The organism is Clostridium zhoujianii (genome assembly GCF_051590805.1).
In the GTDB taxonomy this organism is placed as follows: domain Bacteria; phylum Bacillota; class Clostridia; order Clostridiales; family Clostridiaceae; genus Clostridium.
In genome coordinates this window covers 225,423-243,125 of sequence record NZ_JBPUTF010000001.1, presented here as the reverse complement: position 1 = coordinate 243,125, position 17,703 = coordinate 225,423, and the positions used below count along the sequence as shown (strand labels likewise).

The following is a 17,703-nucleotide window of genomic DNA, read 5'->3' as shown; positions in this document are numbered from 1 at the left end:
TGAAGCTAAGAATCACTTTATGAGAAACCTAGTAATGATCCGACTTGGAATACTAGTACTGCTGCTATCCACGCCACTGCAAAAGTATAAACTGCTGTAAATATTGTCCATTTCCAAGAGTTAGTTTCTTTCTTTACTGCTCCTAAAGCTACTAAGCAAGGAGTATATAATAATGACATTACCATAAAGGAAATAGCTGTAAGTGGCGTAAATATTCCTTGTATAGCAGCTACTACTGTAGTTCCTTCTTCAACACCTGCATATATTAATCCCATTGTTCCTACAACTGATTCTTTTGCTAAAATGCCTGTTAAAAGAGATACTCCTGCTTGCCAAGTTCCAAAACCTGCAAGTTTAAATACTGGAGCTATAACTCCACCTATCATACCTAATAATGACTCTGAACTATTTGCCTCTACTCCTGATGGGAAGTTTGATAAGAATGCTAATACAACCATAATAGGAAGTATAATTACTCCTGCCTTTTTACAAAAAGCTCCTGCCTTGTCCCACATTAGCATAGCTACATTTTTAATTGATGGTACTTTATAGCTAGGAAGCTCCATAACAAAATATGATGGTTCTCCCTTAAATAATGTTTTACTAAATAATTTACCCATGATAAGGGCTACTATAATACCTGTTGCATAAAGAGCAAATAAAATTAAAGCTTGATTATCTTCAAAGAAAGCACTAATAAACAATGCATAGATTGGTAACCTTGCTCCACAAGAAACAAAGGGATTTATTAAAATCGCAATCATTCTATCCTTTTTATTTTCAAGGGTCCTTGTTGACATAATTCCTGGAACATTACATCCCACGCTAACTAACATTGATACGAAGGTCTTGCCGTGTAAACCTAGCTTTCTCATTAATTTATCCATAACATAGGCTGCTCTAGACATGTATCCACTATCCTCAAGAAGTCCAATTAATAAATACATAACCATTATTAGTGGTAAGAATGATAATACTGATCCAATACCACCAAATACACCATCACCAACTATGCTTAATAATAAGTCTGGTGCTCCTAACCCTTCTATCCATCCTGTGACTACTTCTCCCAAAGCCCCAATTCCTTCATCAACCTTTTCCTGAAGACCTGCTCCTACTACGAATGTAATTTGATATAAAAGGAACATTACTAAAGCAAATATAGGTAAGCCTAAGAATTTATTTGTAACTACCTTATCTATCTTATCTGTAGTTGTCTCTTTATTCTTTTCTCTTCTGAAAACCGTTCCATTAACAATGTTTGCTATAATGGAATATCTTTCATTAACAATTGCCATTTCCCCTTCAAAGCCAACCTCTTCCTCTATGTCTTTATTACATCCTTCAAGCTTGGATTTTATCTCTTCTTTATCATCAATTCCTAGCTCATTCTTAATGTGTGAATCATTTTCTAGTAACTTAACTGCTACCCATTTACTTGATAGCCCCTTATCAGTAGCAACTTCTTTAATAGACTTTGCTAAAATATCTATATTCTTTTCTATTTCTTCACCATAATTTATGTATAGATTTGAAATAGGTATAGCATCACTTATACTAGTCTTTATAAGGTCTTCTATTCCACTTTCCCTTAAAGCAACTGTTGGAACAACCGGAACTCCAAGTCTTTTAGAAAGTTCTTTTATATCTATATCTATTTTTTGCTTTTCTGCTGAATCCATCATATTTAATGCAACTACAACCTTTGCACCCATCTCTATCAATTGAATAGTAAGATATAAGTTTCTTTCTATATTTGTTGCATCTACCACATTAATAACTACATCTGGCTTATCATTTACAATATAATTTCTTGCAACAACCTCATCTTCAGAATATGCACCTAAGCTATAAGTACCTGGTAAATCAATAATTGTATATTCCTTACCACCATACTTTAATATACCCTCCTTCTTTTCCACAGTAACTCCAGGCCAATTTCCAACATGTTGTCTAGACTTTGCTAAAGTATTAAATAAGCTGGTTTTCCCACAGTTGGGATTACCCGCTAATGCTATTGTTTTCATTTTAATCCCCCTTAATTACGATATTGAAAGTTATTATCATTTGAAAATTATAAAAAATTAAATAGCAATCATTATATTTCTTGCTATACTTTTATCTAATGCAAATCTACTTTCATCAATTCCAACAATTAAACTTCTTCCATCATTCTTGATTATTTTTATTTTGTTACCAGATACAATTCCAAGTTCCCCGAGCCTTTTCCCCATGGCCTCTTTGATAGAAACTCCTTTTACCTCTACTATATTTCCTTCAGTAGCTTGGCTCATTGGCATTATCATAATAAATCCCCCTTTATTCTCCACTTACAGATTTAGCTTCATTCTTTCTTAATGTTAACTTGTACCCTCTCACCATAATTTCAACTGGATCTCCAAAAGGTGCTTTTCCTGTAACATTAATTTCAATTCCTGGTGTAATTCCCATATCCAATAACTTTCTTCTTACTGCGCTGCCCTTCTCAATATTTTTTACTTTCATCATTTCTCCAATTTCTAATTGATCTAATGTTTTCATAATTACCTCCCCATTTTCTTTAAAACTTCATGTCCTTTTTCAGTTATATTCCAATCTGTTTTATCATTTAACTTGATTGAATTACAGCCACAAGAACAACCTTCACACATAGTAGTATCACAAGATACCTTTGATATATATCCCATATTTATCAGTCTATTCTTTAAATCTTCAACCAATGAAGATGGAATATTAAGCTCATTTGAAATAAAATTCGTTGAAAAATTACCTTCTTTATTTAAACAATCAAGAATATTTATTAACATTTAACCACTCCTTATGCAATTTAATTCTTATTTGTTATTTAATACCATAATTATAAGGTATCACTTTTCCTTTTCAATTGCAAGTATTTCTCATTTGTTTTATTGAATCATTTGATATTTATTTTCATTTAATTATATTAATAAATAAAGTAGAAAATACCTTAATTCTTGAAATATGTTCATTTAGCAAAACTTTTTAAAAATTCATAAAAATTAACTATAGAAAATCTTTTATAAAAACCTTTATTAATTGCTAAAAAGATGATATCCTAAGGACTTGTGAAAAAAGTTTAGGAGGATGTGCATTTATGACTAATGATATGACAACTGGTAATCCAGTTAAACTTATTTTATTTTTCTCAATACCTCTATTAATAGGAAACATATTTCAACAATTTTATAGTATGGTGGATACTATAATCGTTGGTCAATATATAGGTGTTGAAGCTCTTGCTGCTGTAGGTTCTACAGGTTCCATGGTATTTCTAGTTAATGGATTTATATTAGGACTTACAAGTGGTTTTTCTGTTTTAGTTTCCCAGCGTTTTGGTGCAAAAGACGAAGATGGTATTCGTAAAGCAGTATCAAGTACAATTACTTTATCCACAATTGCAATGATTATAATTACTTTAGTTAGTGTATTTACTGCAAGACCAATGCTTAACTTAATGAATACACCTGCTGATATTATAGAAGATGCTTATGCCTATATAGTCATAATATTTGCTGGTACTATTGCAACTTTCCTTTATAATATGATTTCTAGTATTTTAAGAGCTCTTGGAGATAGTAAGACACCTCTATACTTTTTAATAGTATCTTCTGTTTTAAATGTAGTTTTAGATTTAGTTTTCATTATTAACTTCTCTATGGGAGTTGCTGGAGCAGCTTATGCTACAATTATTTCTCAAGGTGTATCTGGTCTATTATGCCTAATTTATACATATAAAAAATACTCTATTTTAAAGTTTAAAAAGGGTGACTTTAATGTTGATAAAAGCTATTATTCTAAACATTTAAAAATTGGTATACCAATGGCACTACAATTTTCTATAACTGCTTTAGGAGTAATGATAGTTCAAAGTGCTCTTAATGTATTTGGTTCTTCAGTTATTGCTGCATATACTGCTGCTTCAAAAGCACTTCAACTTGTAATGCAACCTGCCATAACTTTTGGTGTTACAATGGCTACATATTGTGGACAAAACCTTGGTGCCAAAAATTATAAGCGTATAAAAGACGGTGTTACTAAATGTAGTATCATTTCTATAATTCTAAGTATAATAGCTGGAATAGTCCTTATTGTATTTGGTAAATATTTCGTAATGTTATTCTTAAATAATCCAGATGAAATTATTTTAAGCTATGCAAAGCAATGCCTAGATATAGCAGGAATATTCTTCATTCCTTTAGGATTAATATTTATATATAGAAATGCTCTTCAAGGAATTGGTGATTCCTTTGTACCAATGATGGCAGGGGTGTTTGAATTAGTAGCTAGAGCATTAGTTGCATTTACATTACCAAGCTTTATAGGATATCTTGGAATATGTTTATCTGATCCTATAGCTTGGGTCTTTGCAGCAATTCCATTAGCTTATACTTACTTTAAAAGAATTAATACTCTTCTTAAAGAAAATACTGATAGTTTACCTTTAGTAGGTTAATTAATAATAAAAACTGAGTATACTTCTCTTTTGAAGTTACTCAGTTTTTATTATTTATCTAAATATTAGTCTGTTTTTAGTATAATCCACCAAATCAATACTAGCTAAATACTATTCTGCTTGAATCAAAAGTAAATTCAAACTTGCCTATATCAATATTAGGTTTATTTTTCCCATGAAAATCACTACCACAAGATATTAATAAATCCTCTGTGATACACTTATTATAAAAGAATTCTATATCATCTTTATTATAATATGAACTAAAAACTTCAATTCCATCTATTCCAAGAGAGATTAACTCATCAATTATATTTCGATTGTGCTTTAGATTATTGCCAGGATGAGCTATTATAGCTACTCCTCCATTATCTTTAATCAAACTTAAAGCTTTGGATAAGTCAATATACTCTATATGAATATATGCTGGTTTTCCTTGTGAAAAATAATCCCAATAAAAATTCACATAAGGCATATCACTTCTTGTTCCATTATCTCTATATGCTTTAAGAATTTCAGAATCCTTATTTCTATCATCATCAAGTAATACTTCTGCTATTAACTCACCTGTAACTATACCATCCTTAGATTTTTTAAATATCTCTTCTTCATCTAAGTGAAGTTTTGTTACCTCTTTTATTTTTTCTATTCTTTTTATACCCGCTTTTTTCTCTTTATTTATAATATCCTCTTCTAATTTTAAAAAAGAATCTTTTGTAAAATCAAAATTATATCCTAAAAGATGCAGATTTAATCCATTATATTGACAATCAATTTCTATTCCAGAAATATACTTTATATTTTTATTTTTAACATAATCTATAGCAATCTCATTAGCTTTAATAGAATTATGGTCTGTAATTGAAATAACCTCTATGCCATTAGCAATAGCTTTATCTACTATTTCTTCTGGAGTTAATTCACCATCATCGCTAAAATTTGAGTGCATATGCAAATCTAGTTTTTTCATATAATTTATTCTCCATTCATTTTTTATTGGAACTCAATATTTAAACTTCCCTCATTATACTTTGCACCTATAACTTCCATAGACTGAATCTTATTTGGCAAAACAATTACTCTTCTCTCATTTTTAACTGATATAATTATTTCATCCCCCTTTTGAAGCAAATCTAACTCGCTCTTATCAACAAAGGGCATATATATTTTTAGTGTATACCCACTCTCATTTTTATCTACTGTAAATATATTTTCTTTAAAAAGTATTTCTTCTGGATTTATCTCTCCATATAGCTCCTCCCCTACTCTTTCTAACATTTCATACTTTCTAAGCTCACTATTCATTAATTCTAGTTTAAATATAGGAACTCCTTTAAAGCTATCTTCAATATCTTTAATATTTTTCCCCTGAATCTTTTCCCACTTTTCAAAGTATCCATTTATAGATTCCTTAGGAAAAATCTTATTTATTACTATTCCATCTACATTATAATCAAATAGATGAAGATATGAGAAGCTTCTCTTTGCTTCCTTTACCACAATATTTTCAGGGGTTGTTACTATCCTTAAGCTTACGGTATCCTTGTCTAACATAATAGAATGAAGCTCATCAATTTTAGAGTATAACCTTTCAAAATCATCAAAGGTCTCCTCACTAGGCATTGGTATTTTTAAAGTAGGCTCTAAAATTGGCCTCATAATCTTAGCCCCTTTTCTTTTTACAGGTAATATTTTCTCCATCCATCCCTTGAATAAATCAGGGAACTTTAAAAGAGACATTGTTTCACCAGTAGGAGCACAATCTACTATTAATACATCATATTTACCTTCATCATGAATCTCTTTTATCTTAATTAATGACAGTAATTCTTCAAATCCTGGAAAAACCAATAATTCTTCGCTTTCTATTGTTTCTTTTGACTTTAATACCATAAGCTTTTTGAAATATCCTTTTAGATTTCCCCAAGTATTTTCATTCTCTAATACTGTATCTATCTCCATAGCATATAAATTATCCACTATTTTAATAGGTGTATTGCCTAACTTAATATCAAAGGAATCACTTAAACTATGAGCTTGATCTGTACTCATTACTAATACCTTCTTACCTTCCTTTGCTATTTTGCATGCAGTTGCAGCTGCAATACTTGTCTTTCCTACTCCGCCCTTGCCTGTATATAGTATTATTCTCATCTCTCTTCCCCCATTCTTAATTAAAGTCTACACCTATTTTTTTAACACTCTTCCTATTCTCTTTTTCAATATTTCCTTCATCCTGTAACAACTCAATAGCAACCTCTTTAAATAAATTAATTGCTTCCTTTTCAATATCATCTATTTTATTTTTAATACTACTAGGCATTATCTCCTTAAGTGCTTCATATTCAAGTATCTTAGCCCTTATAATCTTTTTAGCAAAGCCCTTATTCATATAAAACACTCCTTATTCAAAAATAATATTTAGCTTTTCATCTTCTAGCTTTGCAGATTTTACTGAATAACTTCTTAATACATCTGGCAAAGGAATATTTCTCTTAAAGTTTCCTATCTTGATAATAACCTCTGTATCTGATTGAAATAAATCAAAATCTGTTTTATTTACAAAAGGTATATAAACCTTTAATGAATATCCATTTTCTATCTTTTCAAAAACCTCATTTACAGTTGTTTTTAATACCTTAAATATATTCTCATCTGAAAGAGAATCCTTAACTAATCTATCTAAACCTTCTATCCCATTTATATCTCTTTCGTACCACTTTATATTATAGGTTGGAATATTAGTAAATACCCCCTTTAACTCTTCTAAATAATAGGTTTGAATCTCTTTCCATTTATCAAAAAAGCTATTATCTAATTCATCTGGCATTACTCTATTTATATATATACCATCTACATTAAAGTTATAAAGATTCAAATACATATAACTTCTCTTACTTTCTTCAACTACCATTTTTTCAGGAATAGTAACTATTCTTATACTACATACTTCCCTATCCTTTAAAAGCTTTTGCAGTTCTCCTAGTTTCTTATATAGTTTTTCAATATCATTCATTGCCTCTTTATCTGGCATCTCAAGCTTAAATGCTACCTTTGATATAGGTCCTAGAACCTTCATTGCAATCTTCCCCACGGGGAATAACTTCTCCATATACCAAGAAAATAGCTCTGGGAATTTTAATAAAGATAATGTCTCTCCTGTTGGAGCACAATCTACAATTATTAAATCATATATATTTTTATCATATAACTCTTTAATTTTAATTAGTGAAAATAGCTCTTCAATTCCTGGAAAGACAACCATATCTTCTAAAGCTTCGCTTCTATCTTCACCTATACTACTCATCATACCCTTAATAGACTTGGATATATTTTTATAATGTCTTCCCAGCTCATGATTTGGATCTATTTCTAATCCATACAAATTATCTATAACTTCTAAAGGCTCTTCTTTTATTGATACCCGAAAAATATCACTTAAATTATGAGCCATATCAGTACTTACAATTAATGTTTTCTTTCCAGACCTTGCTGCTTTTACCCCATGAGCTGCTGCCACACTTGTCTTACCTACTCCACCCTTACCAGTAAAAATAATAATTCTTCCCATAATAACTCTCCTTTACTTCTCTTTAAGAATAATTCGTATCCCGAAGTATTTGTTTGAAAAAATAACCTAGTTTCCTAAGTTATTCTATATTAATTTTCTTTATCTTTTTAACCTTCTTTTCTTCTTCATTAACAATACTATCTCCTGATTTAAATACAGAAATAACTTTGTTAACTATACTTATTGCCGCTATTTTCTCTTCATCTGTTAATAATCTATATACTTCTTCAACATAGTATCCAATTGACTTCTTTTCCTTTTCAATTAAAGCTTCACCTTCTTTGGTTAAGACAATTTTAACTACTCTCTTATCATCTGTATCTCTTTTTCTTTCAAGTAAATTCTTCTTTTCTAATCTACTAATTACACCAGTAGCTGTATTTAAAGGAGAATTTATATATTCAGCAACCTCGCTTACATTTACATTTTTTCTTCTTGATATTAATAGAATAGTTAATATTTCATTCTTAGTATAATCTAAAAATTCACTACTTTTTTGGCCTTTAAAAAATAGATCCTTAAACTCCTCTATATAATCATATATCATTGCTTCTACTTTAAAATTATCATTTGTCCTCATAAATATCTCCTTTAAATAGTTCTTATATCGAAGTATATTTTTATTCTATGCTCGAAGTATTTCTTTGTCAACCTATTTTTGTAAATTATTTTAATAAATTAAGTTTGACTACTCTTTCATAATAATCAAATAATTTAGTAATATCTTCACTTAAAATTATTGGTATTGCTTCACTAATATATTCTAATTCCCAATTCCACCAGGTAGTTTTTAAAAGTTTTTCTATTATATCAGGATTAAATCTGTACCTAATAATTCTTGCTGGGTTACCTGCTACAATAGCATAATCCGGAATATCCTTTGCCACTACAGAATTTGCTCCAATACAAACTCCATCTCCAATTGTTACTCCTGATAATATAGTTACACTGCTTGCTATCCAAACATCATTTCCAATAGTTACATCACCTTTACTTGGATATGAATCTACACCTAAATACTTTGTTATAAAGGCATGAAAAGGATAAGTGCTTACCCAATTAGTTCTATGTTCTCCACCAAGAAATATATTTACAAACTCTGATATAGCACAAAACTTACCAATCGATAACCTTGAACCTTGCTCTTTATAATAAATAGTTGGTACACCGTAGGTAAAATCACCTACTTTTACTCCATCTGTTGCATACCCTTGATGTACTAATTTCATTCTTTCTCTCAATTCTTCTAGCTCTTTTATAACATTCATATCTGCCATATTCAAATTTAACCTTCCTTCTACATCTTATAACATATTATATGAATTTTATTTTCTTCTGTTCTATTATAATAACTATATCTATTTAAGTTATTATAAAAATTAGAATTGATATCTATATTAAATAAAAAGCTGTTGCCTAAAATCTTTTAAGCAACAGCTATCTATTTTGATATATTTTATCTAACCTGAATTATTGTTAATGCTGCACCAGCTGAATTATTCGTAAGTGTTGCTGTGTCTGCTAGTCCAAATAATTGTAATTGGATTGTTGCTCCTGCTCCAAGTGTTAAAAGAACATCATTATTGAATGATGATAGTGATAAAAGTCCTGCACTTACAACAGAGCTTGTTACTGCTGATCCATTTACCAATAACCTAGATGACATTGCCAAGGCTGCTGTTATATTTATTTGATAGGTTATATAGTAGGTTCCCGCATTTGCTACAGTAAATATTGTATTACCTCCACTTACTGATACATTAGTTAGAATTTGTCCATTTGGAAGCTGTATTGATGTTCCTCCTAGTAGAACTAAAATTGCTGATCCACTTGTATTTGATGCAAATCCAACTGATGGTAAACCAGTTACTCCTGTAGCACCAGTTGCTCCAGTTTCACCAGTGGCACCGGTTGCTCCAGTTACTCCTGTACTTCCAGTCGCCCCTGTTACTCCTGTACTTCCAGTCGATCCGGTTACTCCTGTATTTCCAGTAGCTCCAGTTACTCCTGTACTTCCAGTCGATCCAATTACGCCTGTACTTCCGGTTGCTCCGGTTATTCCTGTATTTCCGGTTGCTCCAGTTACTCCTGTATTTCCAGTAGCTCCAGTTACTCCTGTATTTCCGGTTGCTCCAGTTACTCCTGTGTTACCAGTCGATCCAGTTGCTCCTGTATTTCCAGTCGATCCAATTACGCCTGTACTTCCTGTTGCTCCGGTTATTCCTGTATTTCCGGTTGCTCCAGTTACGCCTGTGTTACCAGTAGCTCCAGTTACTCCTGTATTTCCTGTTGCTCCGGTTACTCCAGTATTTCCTGTGGCACCAGTGTCTCCGGTTACTCCGGTATTACCAGTAGCTCCAGTTACTCCTGTATTTCCTGTTGCTCCGGTTATTCCGGTATCGCCAGTTGCTCCAGTTACGCCTGTGTTACCAGTCGCTCCGGTTATTCCTGTATTTCCTGTTATCCCAGTTACGCCTGTTACTCCAGTATTTCCGGTAGCTCCGGTTATTCCTGTATTTCCTGTTGCTCCGGTTACTCCTGTATCGCCAGTTGCCCCAGTTACACCAGTATTTCCGGTTGCTCCAGTTACTCCTGTTTCTCCAGTTGCTCCAGTTATTCCTGTGTTACCAGTAGCTCCTGTTATTCCTGTATTTCCACTTGCCCCAGTTATTCCTGTATCGCCAGTGGCACCAGTTACACCAGTACTTCCTGTTGCTCCAGTTATTCCTGTATCTCCGGTTGCTCCGGTTATTCCTGTATCGCCAGTTGCTCCGGTTACTCCTGTATCTCCGGTCGCCCCAGTTACTCCTGTTTCTCCAGTTGCTCCTGTAACTCCTGTGTTACCAGTAGCACCAGTTACACCAGTATTTCCGGTTGCTCCAGTTACTCCTGTTTCTCCAGTTGCTCCAGTTATTCCTGTGTTACCAGTAGCTCCTGTTATTCCTGTATTTCCGGTTGCCCCAGTTATTCCTGTATCGCCAGTGGCACCAGTTACACCAGTACTTCCTGTTGCTCCAGTTATTCCTGTATCTCCGGTTGCTCCTGTAACTCCTGTGCTACCAGTTGCTCCAGTTACTCCTGTTTCTCCAGTTGCTCCAGTTACTCCTGTGTTACCAGTAGCACCAGTTACTCCTGTTTCTCCAGTTGCTCCCGTAACTCCTGTATTTCCAGTCGCTCCGGTTATTCCTGTATCGCCGGTTGCACCAGTTATTCCTGTGTCACCAGTAGCCCCAGTTATTCCTGTCTCACCAGTTGCTCCGGTTATTCCTGTATTACCAGTTGCCCCTGTTACTCCTGTTTCTCCAGTCGCTCCAGTCGCTCCAGTCGCTCCGGTTATTCCTGTATCGCCAGTTGCACCAGTTATTCCTGTTTCTCCAGTCGCTCCGGTTACTCCTGTATCGCCAGTTGCTCCAGTCACTCCTGTGTTACCAGTAGCCCCAGTCACTCCTGTGTTACCAGTATTTCCAGTTGCACCTGTTATTCCTGTTTCACCAGTCGCTCCGGTTAAGCCTGTTTCACCAGTCGCACCTGTTATTCCTGTATCTCCAGTTGCCCCTGTTACACCAGTATTTCCAGTTGCACCTGTTATTCCTGTATCACCAGTTACACCAGTTACACCTGTTTCGCCAGTTGCTCCTGTGTCTCCTGTTGCTCCAGTTATTCCTGTGTCGCCAGTTGCTCCGGTTGCTCCTGTTTCTCCAGTTGCCCCAGTTATTCCTGTATCGCCAGTTGCTCCTGTTATTCCTGTTTCACCAGTGGCTCCAGTTACTCCTGTGTCACCAGTTGACCCGGTTACTCCTGTATTACCAGTCGCTCCAGTTACGCCAGTATTTCCAGTCGCACCTGTTATTCCTGTATTTCCGGTTGCCCCAGTTATTCCTGTATCGCCAGTGGCACCAGTTACACCAGTACTTCCTGTTGCTCCAGTTATTCCTGTATCTCCGGTTGCTCCTGTTACCCCAGTACTTCCAGTTGCCCCTGTTATTCCTGTATTACCAGTTGCTCCGGTTATTCCTGTTTCACCAGTTGACCCGGTTACTCCTGTATCGCCATTTGCTCCAGTTGCTCCCGTAACCCCGGTGTCACCAGTTGCTCCAGTTATTCCTGTGTTACCAGTCGCACCTGTTATTCCTGTTTCTCCGGGTGCTCCAGTTACTCCTGTATCTCCAGTTGCTCCGGTTATTCCTGTGTCACCAGTTGCCCCGGTTATTCCTGTATCTCCGGTTGCTCCAGTTATTCCTGTATTTCCTGTTGCTCCAGTTACTCCTGTTTCACCAGTTGCACCTGTTACTCCTGTATTACCAGTCGCTCCTGTTACTCCTGTATCTCCGGTTGCTCCTGTCACGCCTGTTTCTCCAGTTGCCCCAGTTATTCCTGTATCGCCAGTGGCTCCAGTTATTCCTGTATCGCCAGTTGCACCTGTTACACCAGTATTTCCAGTCGCACCTGTTATTCCTGTTTCTCCGTTTGCACCTGTTATTCCTGTATTTCCAGTGACTCCAGTTACCCCTGTATTTCCAGTTGCACCTGTTATTCCTGTATTACCAGTCGCTCCGATTACGCCTGTTTCACCAGTAGCACCTGTTACACCAGTACTTCCAGTGGCTCCTGTTACTCCAGTATTTCCAGTTGCCCCAGTTACACCTGTTTCTCCGGTTATTCCTGTTTCACCAGTCGCCCCAGTTACTCCTGTATCTCCAGTTGCTCCGGTTATTCCTGTTTCACCAGTTCCCCCTGTTATTCCTGTATTTCCAGTTGCACCTGTTATTCCTGTATTACCAGTCGCTCCAGTTATTCCTGCATTACCAGTTGCTCCCGTAACTCCTGTGTTACCAGTAGCTCCGGTTATGCCTGTTTCACCAGTCGCCCCAGTTACTCCTGTTTCTCCAGTTGCTCCTGTTACTCCTGTTTCTCCAGTTGCTCCTGTTACACCAGTACTTCCAGTTGCCCCAGTTACTCCTGTATCGCCAGTTGCTCCGGTTATTCCTGTATCGCCAGTTGCTCCCGTTACTCCTGTTTCTCCAGTCGCTCCTGTTACTCCTGTATCGCCAGTTGCCCCTGTTATTCCTGTATTACCAGTTGCCCCTGTTATTCCTGTATTACCAGTTGCCCCTGTTATTCCTGTATTACCAGTAGCTCCGGTTATTCCTGTATCTCCGCTCGCTCCAGTTACCCCAGTATTACCAGTCGCACCTGTTATTCCTGTATCGCCAGTTACTCCAGTTATTCCAGTACTTCCAGTTGCTCCTGTTTCGCCAGTTGCTCCAGTTATTCCTGTGTCACCAGTTGACCCGGTTACTCCTGTGTTACCAGTAGCTCCGGTTATGCCTGTTTCACCAGTCGCCCCAGTTACTCCTGTTTCTCCAGTTGCTCCTGTTATTCCTGTGTTACCAGTCGCTCCTGTTATTCCTGTATTTCCACTTGCCCCGGTTATTCCTGTATCTCCGGTTGCTCCTGTTATTCCTGTATTTCCGGTTGCCCCAGTTACTCCTGTATTTCCTGTTGCTCCAGTTATTCCTGTGTCGCCAGTTGCTCCGGTTGCTCCGTTTGCTCCGGTCACGCCTGTTTCTCCAGTTATTCCTGTCTCACCAGTTGCTCCAGTTACACCAGTACTTCCTGTTGCTCCAGTTATTCCTGTGTCGCCAGTTGATCCGGTTACACCAGTACTTCCAGTAGCTCCGGTTATGCCTGTTTCACCAGTCGCCCCAGTTACTCCTGTTTCTCCAGTTGCTCCTGTTATACCAGTACTTCCAGTTGCCCCAGTTATTCCTGTATCGCCAGTTGCTCCTGTGTCACCAGTTGATCCTGTTACTCCAGTTGCCCCGGTTACTCCTGTATTTCCGGTTGCTCCAGTTATTCCTGTGTCGCCAGTTGATCCGGTTACACCAGTACTTCCAGTAGCTCCGGTTATGCCTGTTTCACCAGTCGCCCCAGTTACTCCTGTTTCTCCAGTTGCTCCTGTTACACCAGTACTTCCAGTTGCTCCTGTTACTCCTGTATTTCCAGTTGCTCCGGTTATTCCTGTATCTCCAGTAGCACCTGTTATACCAGTACTTCCAGTTGCCCCAGTTATTCCTGTATCTCCTGTTACCCCAGTTACTCCTGTTTCTCCAGTAGCACCTGTTACGCCTGTGCTTCCAATTGCTCCAGTTACACCTGTATTTCCTGTTGCTCCAGTTACTCCTGTGTCACCAGTTGACCCGGTTATTCCTGTATCTCCTGTTACCCCAGTTACTCCTGTTTCTCCAGTAGCACCTGTTACGCCTGTGCTTCCAATTGCTCCAGTTACACCTGTATTTCCTGTTGCTCCAGTTACTCCTGTGTCACCAGTTGACCCGGTTATTCCTGTTTCACCAGTCGCCCCAGTTACCCCTGTATTTCCAGTTGCACCTGTTATTCCTGTATTACCAGTCGCTCCGATTACGCCTGTTTCACCAGTAGCACCTGTTACACCAGTACTTCCAGTGGCTCCTGTTATTCCTGTATCGCCAGTTGCTCCCGTAACTCCTGTGTTACCAGTCGCTCCGGTTATTCCAGTATTTCCTGTTACCCCAGTTACGCCTGTCTCTCCAGTTGCTCCAGTTACTCCTGTTTCACCAGTAGCTCCAGTTACACCAGTATCTCCAGTAGCACCTGTTATACCAGCACTTCCAGTTGCCCCAGTTATTCCTGTATTTCCAGTAGCACCTGTTATTCCAGTATTTCCTGTTACCCCAGTTACGCCTGTTATTCCTGTATCTCCGGTTGCACCTGTTTCACCAGTACTTCCAGTTGCTCCGGTTACACCAGTATTACCAGTTGCTCCAGTTATTCCTGTATCACCAGTCGCTCCAGTTACCCCTGTATTTCCAGTTGCACCTGTTATTCCTGTATCGCCAGTTGCTCCAGTTACCCCTGTATCTCCAGTAGCTCCGGTTATTCCTGTATTTCCTGTTACCCCAGTTACACCTGTTATTCCTGTATCTCCGGTTGCACCTGTTTCACCAGTCGCTCCAGTTACTCCTGTATCTCCGGTTGCCCCAGTTATTCCTGTATCGCCAGTGGCTCCAGTTATTCCTGTATCGCCAGTTGCACCTGTTACACCAGTAGCACCTGTTACACCAGTACTTCCAGTGGCTCCTGTTACTCCAGTATTTCCAGTTGCTCCTGTTACTCCTGTATCGCCAGTTGCCCCTGTTATTCCTGTATTACCAGTTGCCCCTGTTATTCCTGTATTACCAGTAGCTCCTGTTATTCCTGTATCGCCGGTTGCCCCTGTTATTCCTGTATTACCAGTAGCTCCGGTTATTCCTGTATCTCCGATCGCTCCAGTTACCCCAGTATTACCAGTCGCACCTGTTATTCCTGTATCGCCAGTTACTCCAGTTATTCCAGTACTTCCAGTTGCTCCAGTTACTCCTGTTTCACCAGTTGACCCGGTTACTCCTGTATTACCAGTCGCCCCAGTTACTCCTGTATTTCCAATTGCTCCAGTTATTCCAGTACTTCCAGTTGCTCCAGTTACTCCTGTTTCACCAGTTGACCCGGTTACTCCTGTATTACCAGTCGCCCCAGTTACTCCTGTATTTCCAATTGCTCCAGTTACACCAGTACTTCCAGTTGCCCCAGTTATTCCTGTATCGCCAGTGGCACCAGTTACACCAGTACTTCCTGTTGCTCCAGTTACTCCTGTATCTCCAGTTGCTCCGGTTATTCCTGTATCGCCAGTTGCTCCTGTTATTCCTGTATTTCCGGTTGCCCCAGTTATTCCTGTATCGCCAGTGGCACCAGTTACACCAGTACTTCCTGTTGCTCCAGTTATTCCTGTATCTCCGGTTGCTCCGGTTATTCCTGTGTCACCAGTTGCTCCGGTTACTCCTGTTTCACCAGTTGCCCCTGTTACTCCTGTATCGCCAGTTACTCCTGTTATTCCTGTATTACCAGTCGCACCTGTTATTCCTGTTTCACCAGTGGCTCCAGTTACTCCTGTATCGCCAGTCGCTCCAGTTATTCCTGTATCGCCAGTTGCACCTGTTACTCCAGTACTTCCAGTCGCACCTGTTATTCCTGTTTCTCCGTTTGCTCCGGTTACTCCTGTGTTACCAGTAGCACCAGTTACACCAGTATTTCCGGTTGCTCCAGTTACTCCTGTATCGCCAGTTGCACCGGTTAATCCTGTTTCTCCAGTTGCTCCAGTTATTCCTGTGTTACCAGTCGCTCCTGTTATTCCTGTATTTCCGGTTGCCCCAGTTATTCCTGTATCGCCAGTGGCACCAGTTACACCAGTACTTCCAGTGGCTCCTGTTATTCCTGTTTCTCCGGTTGCTCCTGTTATTCCTGTATTTCCTGTTGCTCCAGTTACGCCAGTATTTCCAGTCGCACCTGTTATTCCTGTTTCACCAGTAGCCCCGGTTATTCCTGTATCCCCAGTTGCTCCAGTTATTCCAGTATTTCCAGTTGGTCCTGTTACTCCTGTTTCTCCAGTTGTTCCCGTAACCCCGGTGTCCCCAGTTGCTCCCGTTACTCCTGTTTCTCCAGTTACTCCTGTTATACCAACACCTCCTGTAGCTCCGGTCACACCTGTTGCTCCTGTAGCCCCGGTATCTCCTTTAGATGCTAATAAAGTATAATCTGCCGAATTTCCTGGTATCCCTTGCGGACTTGCTACATTTGTTATATAGGTGCTTCCATCATATAGAACTACTAACCCTGCCGGATAACTTGGTGCATTTAATGGATTGTATTCTGTTGCTCCTTCTAATCCTATTCCAGTTGCTCCGGTAGCCCCTGTTACACCAGTATCTCCAGTTACACCTGTTGCTCCTGTATTTCCCCTTGCTGCTAGTAAAGTATAATCTGATGAAACTAATGAAACTTCAAGTCCTCCGCATACTTCATATGGGTCTGGTGGATATCCTTGTGGATTTGCTACATTTGTTATATAAGTGCTTCCATTATATAGCACCACCAATCCTACTGGATAATTTGGTGCATTTAATGGATCAAATATTGTTGCTCCAAGTAGTCCTACTCCAGTATCTCCAGTTGCTCCCGTTGGTCCTGTTGCCCCAGTAACTCCAGTTACACCTGTTGGACCTGTATCTCCCTTAGATGCTAACAAAGTATAGTCAGCTGAACTTCCTGGTATTCCCTGTGGACTTGCTACATTTGTTATATAGGTGCTTCCATCATATAGAACTACCAATCCTACTGGATAATTTGGTGCATTTAATGGATCAAATACTGTTGCTCCAAGTAATCCTACCCCTGTGGCTCCTGTTGGCCCTGTTGGTCCTGTAGGCCCCTTGGGCCCAATTCGACCTGGTGGATATATTATTGTTCTTCCACATTCGCTATCGGAGCATGTACACCTATTTTCATAATAATATGGGTTGCACATAATATTTCACTCCTTGTTTTTTAGATTTAAGATTTCTTCTTACTCAAAATATCAGTAACCTCAATTCCTAAAGCTAGTATCATTCATCTCTTTTTGGAATTTCTAAATATTTTCTATACTAAAACATAATTTAATTAAATAGCCTATTTATATAAGTTTTAAGGTTTATTTACTTCCCTTTAATACTTCTCTAAATATACATAATTTAATAACCCTTCTATATATTATTATATTTTCCTTGTAGCCTTTCGTTCCTACTTCCTCTTCATATAAGCCTAT

12 protein-coding genes are annotated in these 17,703 nt (G+C 37.9%); 1 reads left to right on the top strand and 11 read right to left on the bottom strand.

The features are described 5' to 3' along the window. Positions 1-17: 17 nt before the first annotated feature. The 4 genes from feoB to ACSYT2_RS01185 are packed head-to-tail and all read right to left on the bottom strand — an operon-like array spanning position 18 to position 2,807. Positions 18-2,027 (bottom strand): ferrous iron transport protein B, encoded by a 2,010-nt coding sequence (gene feoB, locus ACSYT2_RS01200; protein ID WP_438382878.1) that lies wholly within the window; start codon positions 2,025-2,027, stop codon positions 18-20. Between the two features lie 57 nt (positions 2,028-2,084). Continuing rightward, positions 2,085-2,306, bottom strand: a complete 222-nt coding sequence (locus ACSYT2_RS01195) for a FeoA family protein (protein ID WP_430858139.1) — start codon at positions 2,304-2,306, stop codon at positions 2,085-2,087. Positions 2,307-2,319: 13 nt separating this feature from the next. Continuing rightward, complete coding sequence (locus ACSYT2_RS01190) at positions 2,320-2,541, bottom strand: FeoA family protein (RefSeq protein ID WP_430858138.1); 222 nt, start codon at positions 2,539-2,541, stop codon at positions 2,320-2,322. A gap of 2 nt (positions 2,542-2,543) precedes the next feature. Next, the gene (locus tag ACSYT2_RS01185) at positions 2,544-2,807 is read right to left on the bottom strand and encodes a FeoC-like transcriptional regulator (RefSeq protein WP_430858136.1); all 264 of its coding nucleotides are present in this window, start codon (positions 2,805-2,807) and stop codon (positions 2,544-2,546) included. A 308-nt stretch (positions 2,808-3,115) separates the two neighbouring features. Here ACSYT2_RS01185 and ACSYT2_RS01180 point away from each other — a divergent pair, with 308 nt between their 5' ends. Beyond that, on the top strand, positions 3,116-4,474 hold the full coding sequence (locus ACSYT2_RS01180; protein ID WP_438382875.1) for an MATE family efflux transporter: 1,359 nt from the start codon (positions 3,116-3,118) through the stop codon (positions 4,472-4,474). A gap of 100 nt (positions 4,475-4,574) precedes the next feature. Here ACSYT2_RS01180 and ACSYT2_RS01175 read toward each other — a convergent pair whose 3' ends face one another. The 7 genes from ACSYT2_RS01175 to ACSYT2_RS01145 form a co-directional block, all read right to left on the bottom strand. Continuing rightward, entirely contained in the window at positions 4,575-5,444 is an 870-nt protein-coding gene (locus ACSYT2_RS01175) for a PHP domain-containing protein (protein WP_438382873.1), read from the bottom strand. Positions 5,445-5,467: 23 nt separating this feature from the next. After that, positions 5,468-6,628 carry an ArsA family ATPase gene (locus ACSYT2_RS01170; protein ID WP_430858133.1) on the bottom strand — a complete coding sequence of 387 codons (1,161 nt, stop codon included), beginning with the start codon at positions 6,626-6,628 and terminating at the stop codon, positions 5,468-5,470. Between the two features lie 16 nt (positions 6,629-6,644). Continuing rightward, positions 6,645-6,866, bottom strand: a complete 222-nt coding sequence (locus ACSYT2_RS01165) for a hypothetical protein (RefSeq protein ID WP_438382871.1) — start codon at positions 6,864-6,866, stop codon at positions 6,645-6,647. Between the two features lie 12 nt (positions 6,867-6,878). After that, positions 6,879-8,045, bottom strand: a complete 1,167-nt coding sequence (locus ACSYT2_RS01160; RefSeq protein WP_438382869.1) for an ArsA family ATPase — start codon at positions 8,043-8,045, stop codon at positions 6,879-6,881. Between the two features lie 79 nt (positions 8,046-8,124). Continuing rightward, entirely contained in the window at positions 8,125-8,625 is a 501-nt protein-coding gene (locus tag ACSYT2_RS01155; RefSeq protein ID WP_438382868.1) for a MarR family transcriptional regulator, read from the bottom strand. 85 nt (positions 8,626-8,710) lie between these two features. Beyond that, the gene (locus ACSYT2_RS01150; protein WP_438382866.1) at positions 8,711-9,322 is read right to left on the bottom strand and encodes a CatB-related O-acetyltransferase; all 612 of its coding nucleotides are present in this window, start codon (positions 9,320-9,322) and stop codon (positions 8,711-8,713) included. Between the two features lie 179 nt (positions 9,323-9,501). Further along, positions 9,502-17,424, bottom strand: coding sequence for a hypothetical protein (locus tag ACSYT2_RS01145; RefSeq protein ID WP_438382865.1), 7,923 nt, complete (start codon positions 17,422-17,424; stop codon positions 9,502-9,504). Between the last annotated feature and the right edge of the window lie 279 nt (positions 17,425-17,703).

Excerpts from the sequence above, each read along its gene's own strand:
- feoB (WP_438382878.1), bottom strand. The coding sequence starts at position 2,027 with ATGAAAACAATAGCATTAGCGGGTAATCCCAACTGTGGGAAAACCAGC.
- ACSYT2_RS01195 (WP_430858139.1), bottom strand. The coding sequence starts at position 2,306 with ATGATAATGCCAATGAGCCAAGCTACTGAAGGAAATATAGTAGAGGTA.
- ACSYT2_RS01190 (WP_430858138.1), bottom strand. The coding sequence starts at position 2,541 with ATGAAAACATTAGATCAATTAGAAATTGGAGAAATGATGAAAGTAAAA.
- ACSYT2_RS01185 (WP_430858136.1), bottom strand. The coding sequence starts at position 2,807 with ATGTTAATAAATATTCTTGATTGTTTAAATAAAGAAGGTAATTTTTCA.
- ACSYT2_RS01180 (WP_438382875.1), top strand. The coding sequence starts at position 3,116 with ATGACTAATGATATGACAACTGGTAATCCAGTTAAACTTATTTTATTT.
- ACSYT2_RS01175 (WP_438382873.1), bottom strand. The coding sequence starts at position 5,444 with ATGAAAAAACTAGATTTGCATATGCACTCAAATTTTAGCGATGATGGT.
- ACSYT2_RS01170 (WP_430858133.1), bottom strand. The coding sequence starts at position 6,628 with ATGAGAATAATACTATATACAGGCAAGGGCGGAGTAGGAAAGACAAGT.
- ACSYT2_RS01165 (WP_438382871.1), bottom strand. The coding sequence starts at position 6,866 with ATGAATAAGGGCTTTGCTAAAAAGATTATAAGGGCTAAGATACTTGAA.
- ACSYT2_RS01160 (WP_438382869.1), bottom strand. The coding sequence starts at position 8,045 with ATGGGAAGAATTATTATTTTTACTGGTAAGGGTGGAGTAGGTAAGACA.
- ACSYT2_RS01155 (WP_438382868.1), bottom strand. The coding sequence starts at position 8,625 with ATGAGGACAAATGATAATTTTAAAGTAGAAGCAATGATATATGATTAT.
- ACSYT2_RS01150 (WP_438382866.1), bottom strand. The coding sequence starts at position 9,322 with ATGGCAGATATGAATGTTATAAAAGAGCTAGAAGAATTGAGAGAAAGA.
- ACSYT2_RS01145 (WP_438382865.1), bottom strand. The coding sequence starts at position 17,424 with ATGTGCAACCCATATTATTATGAAAATAGGTGTACATGCTCCGATAGC.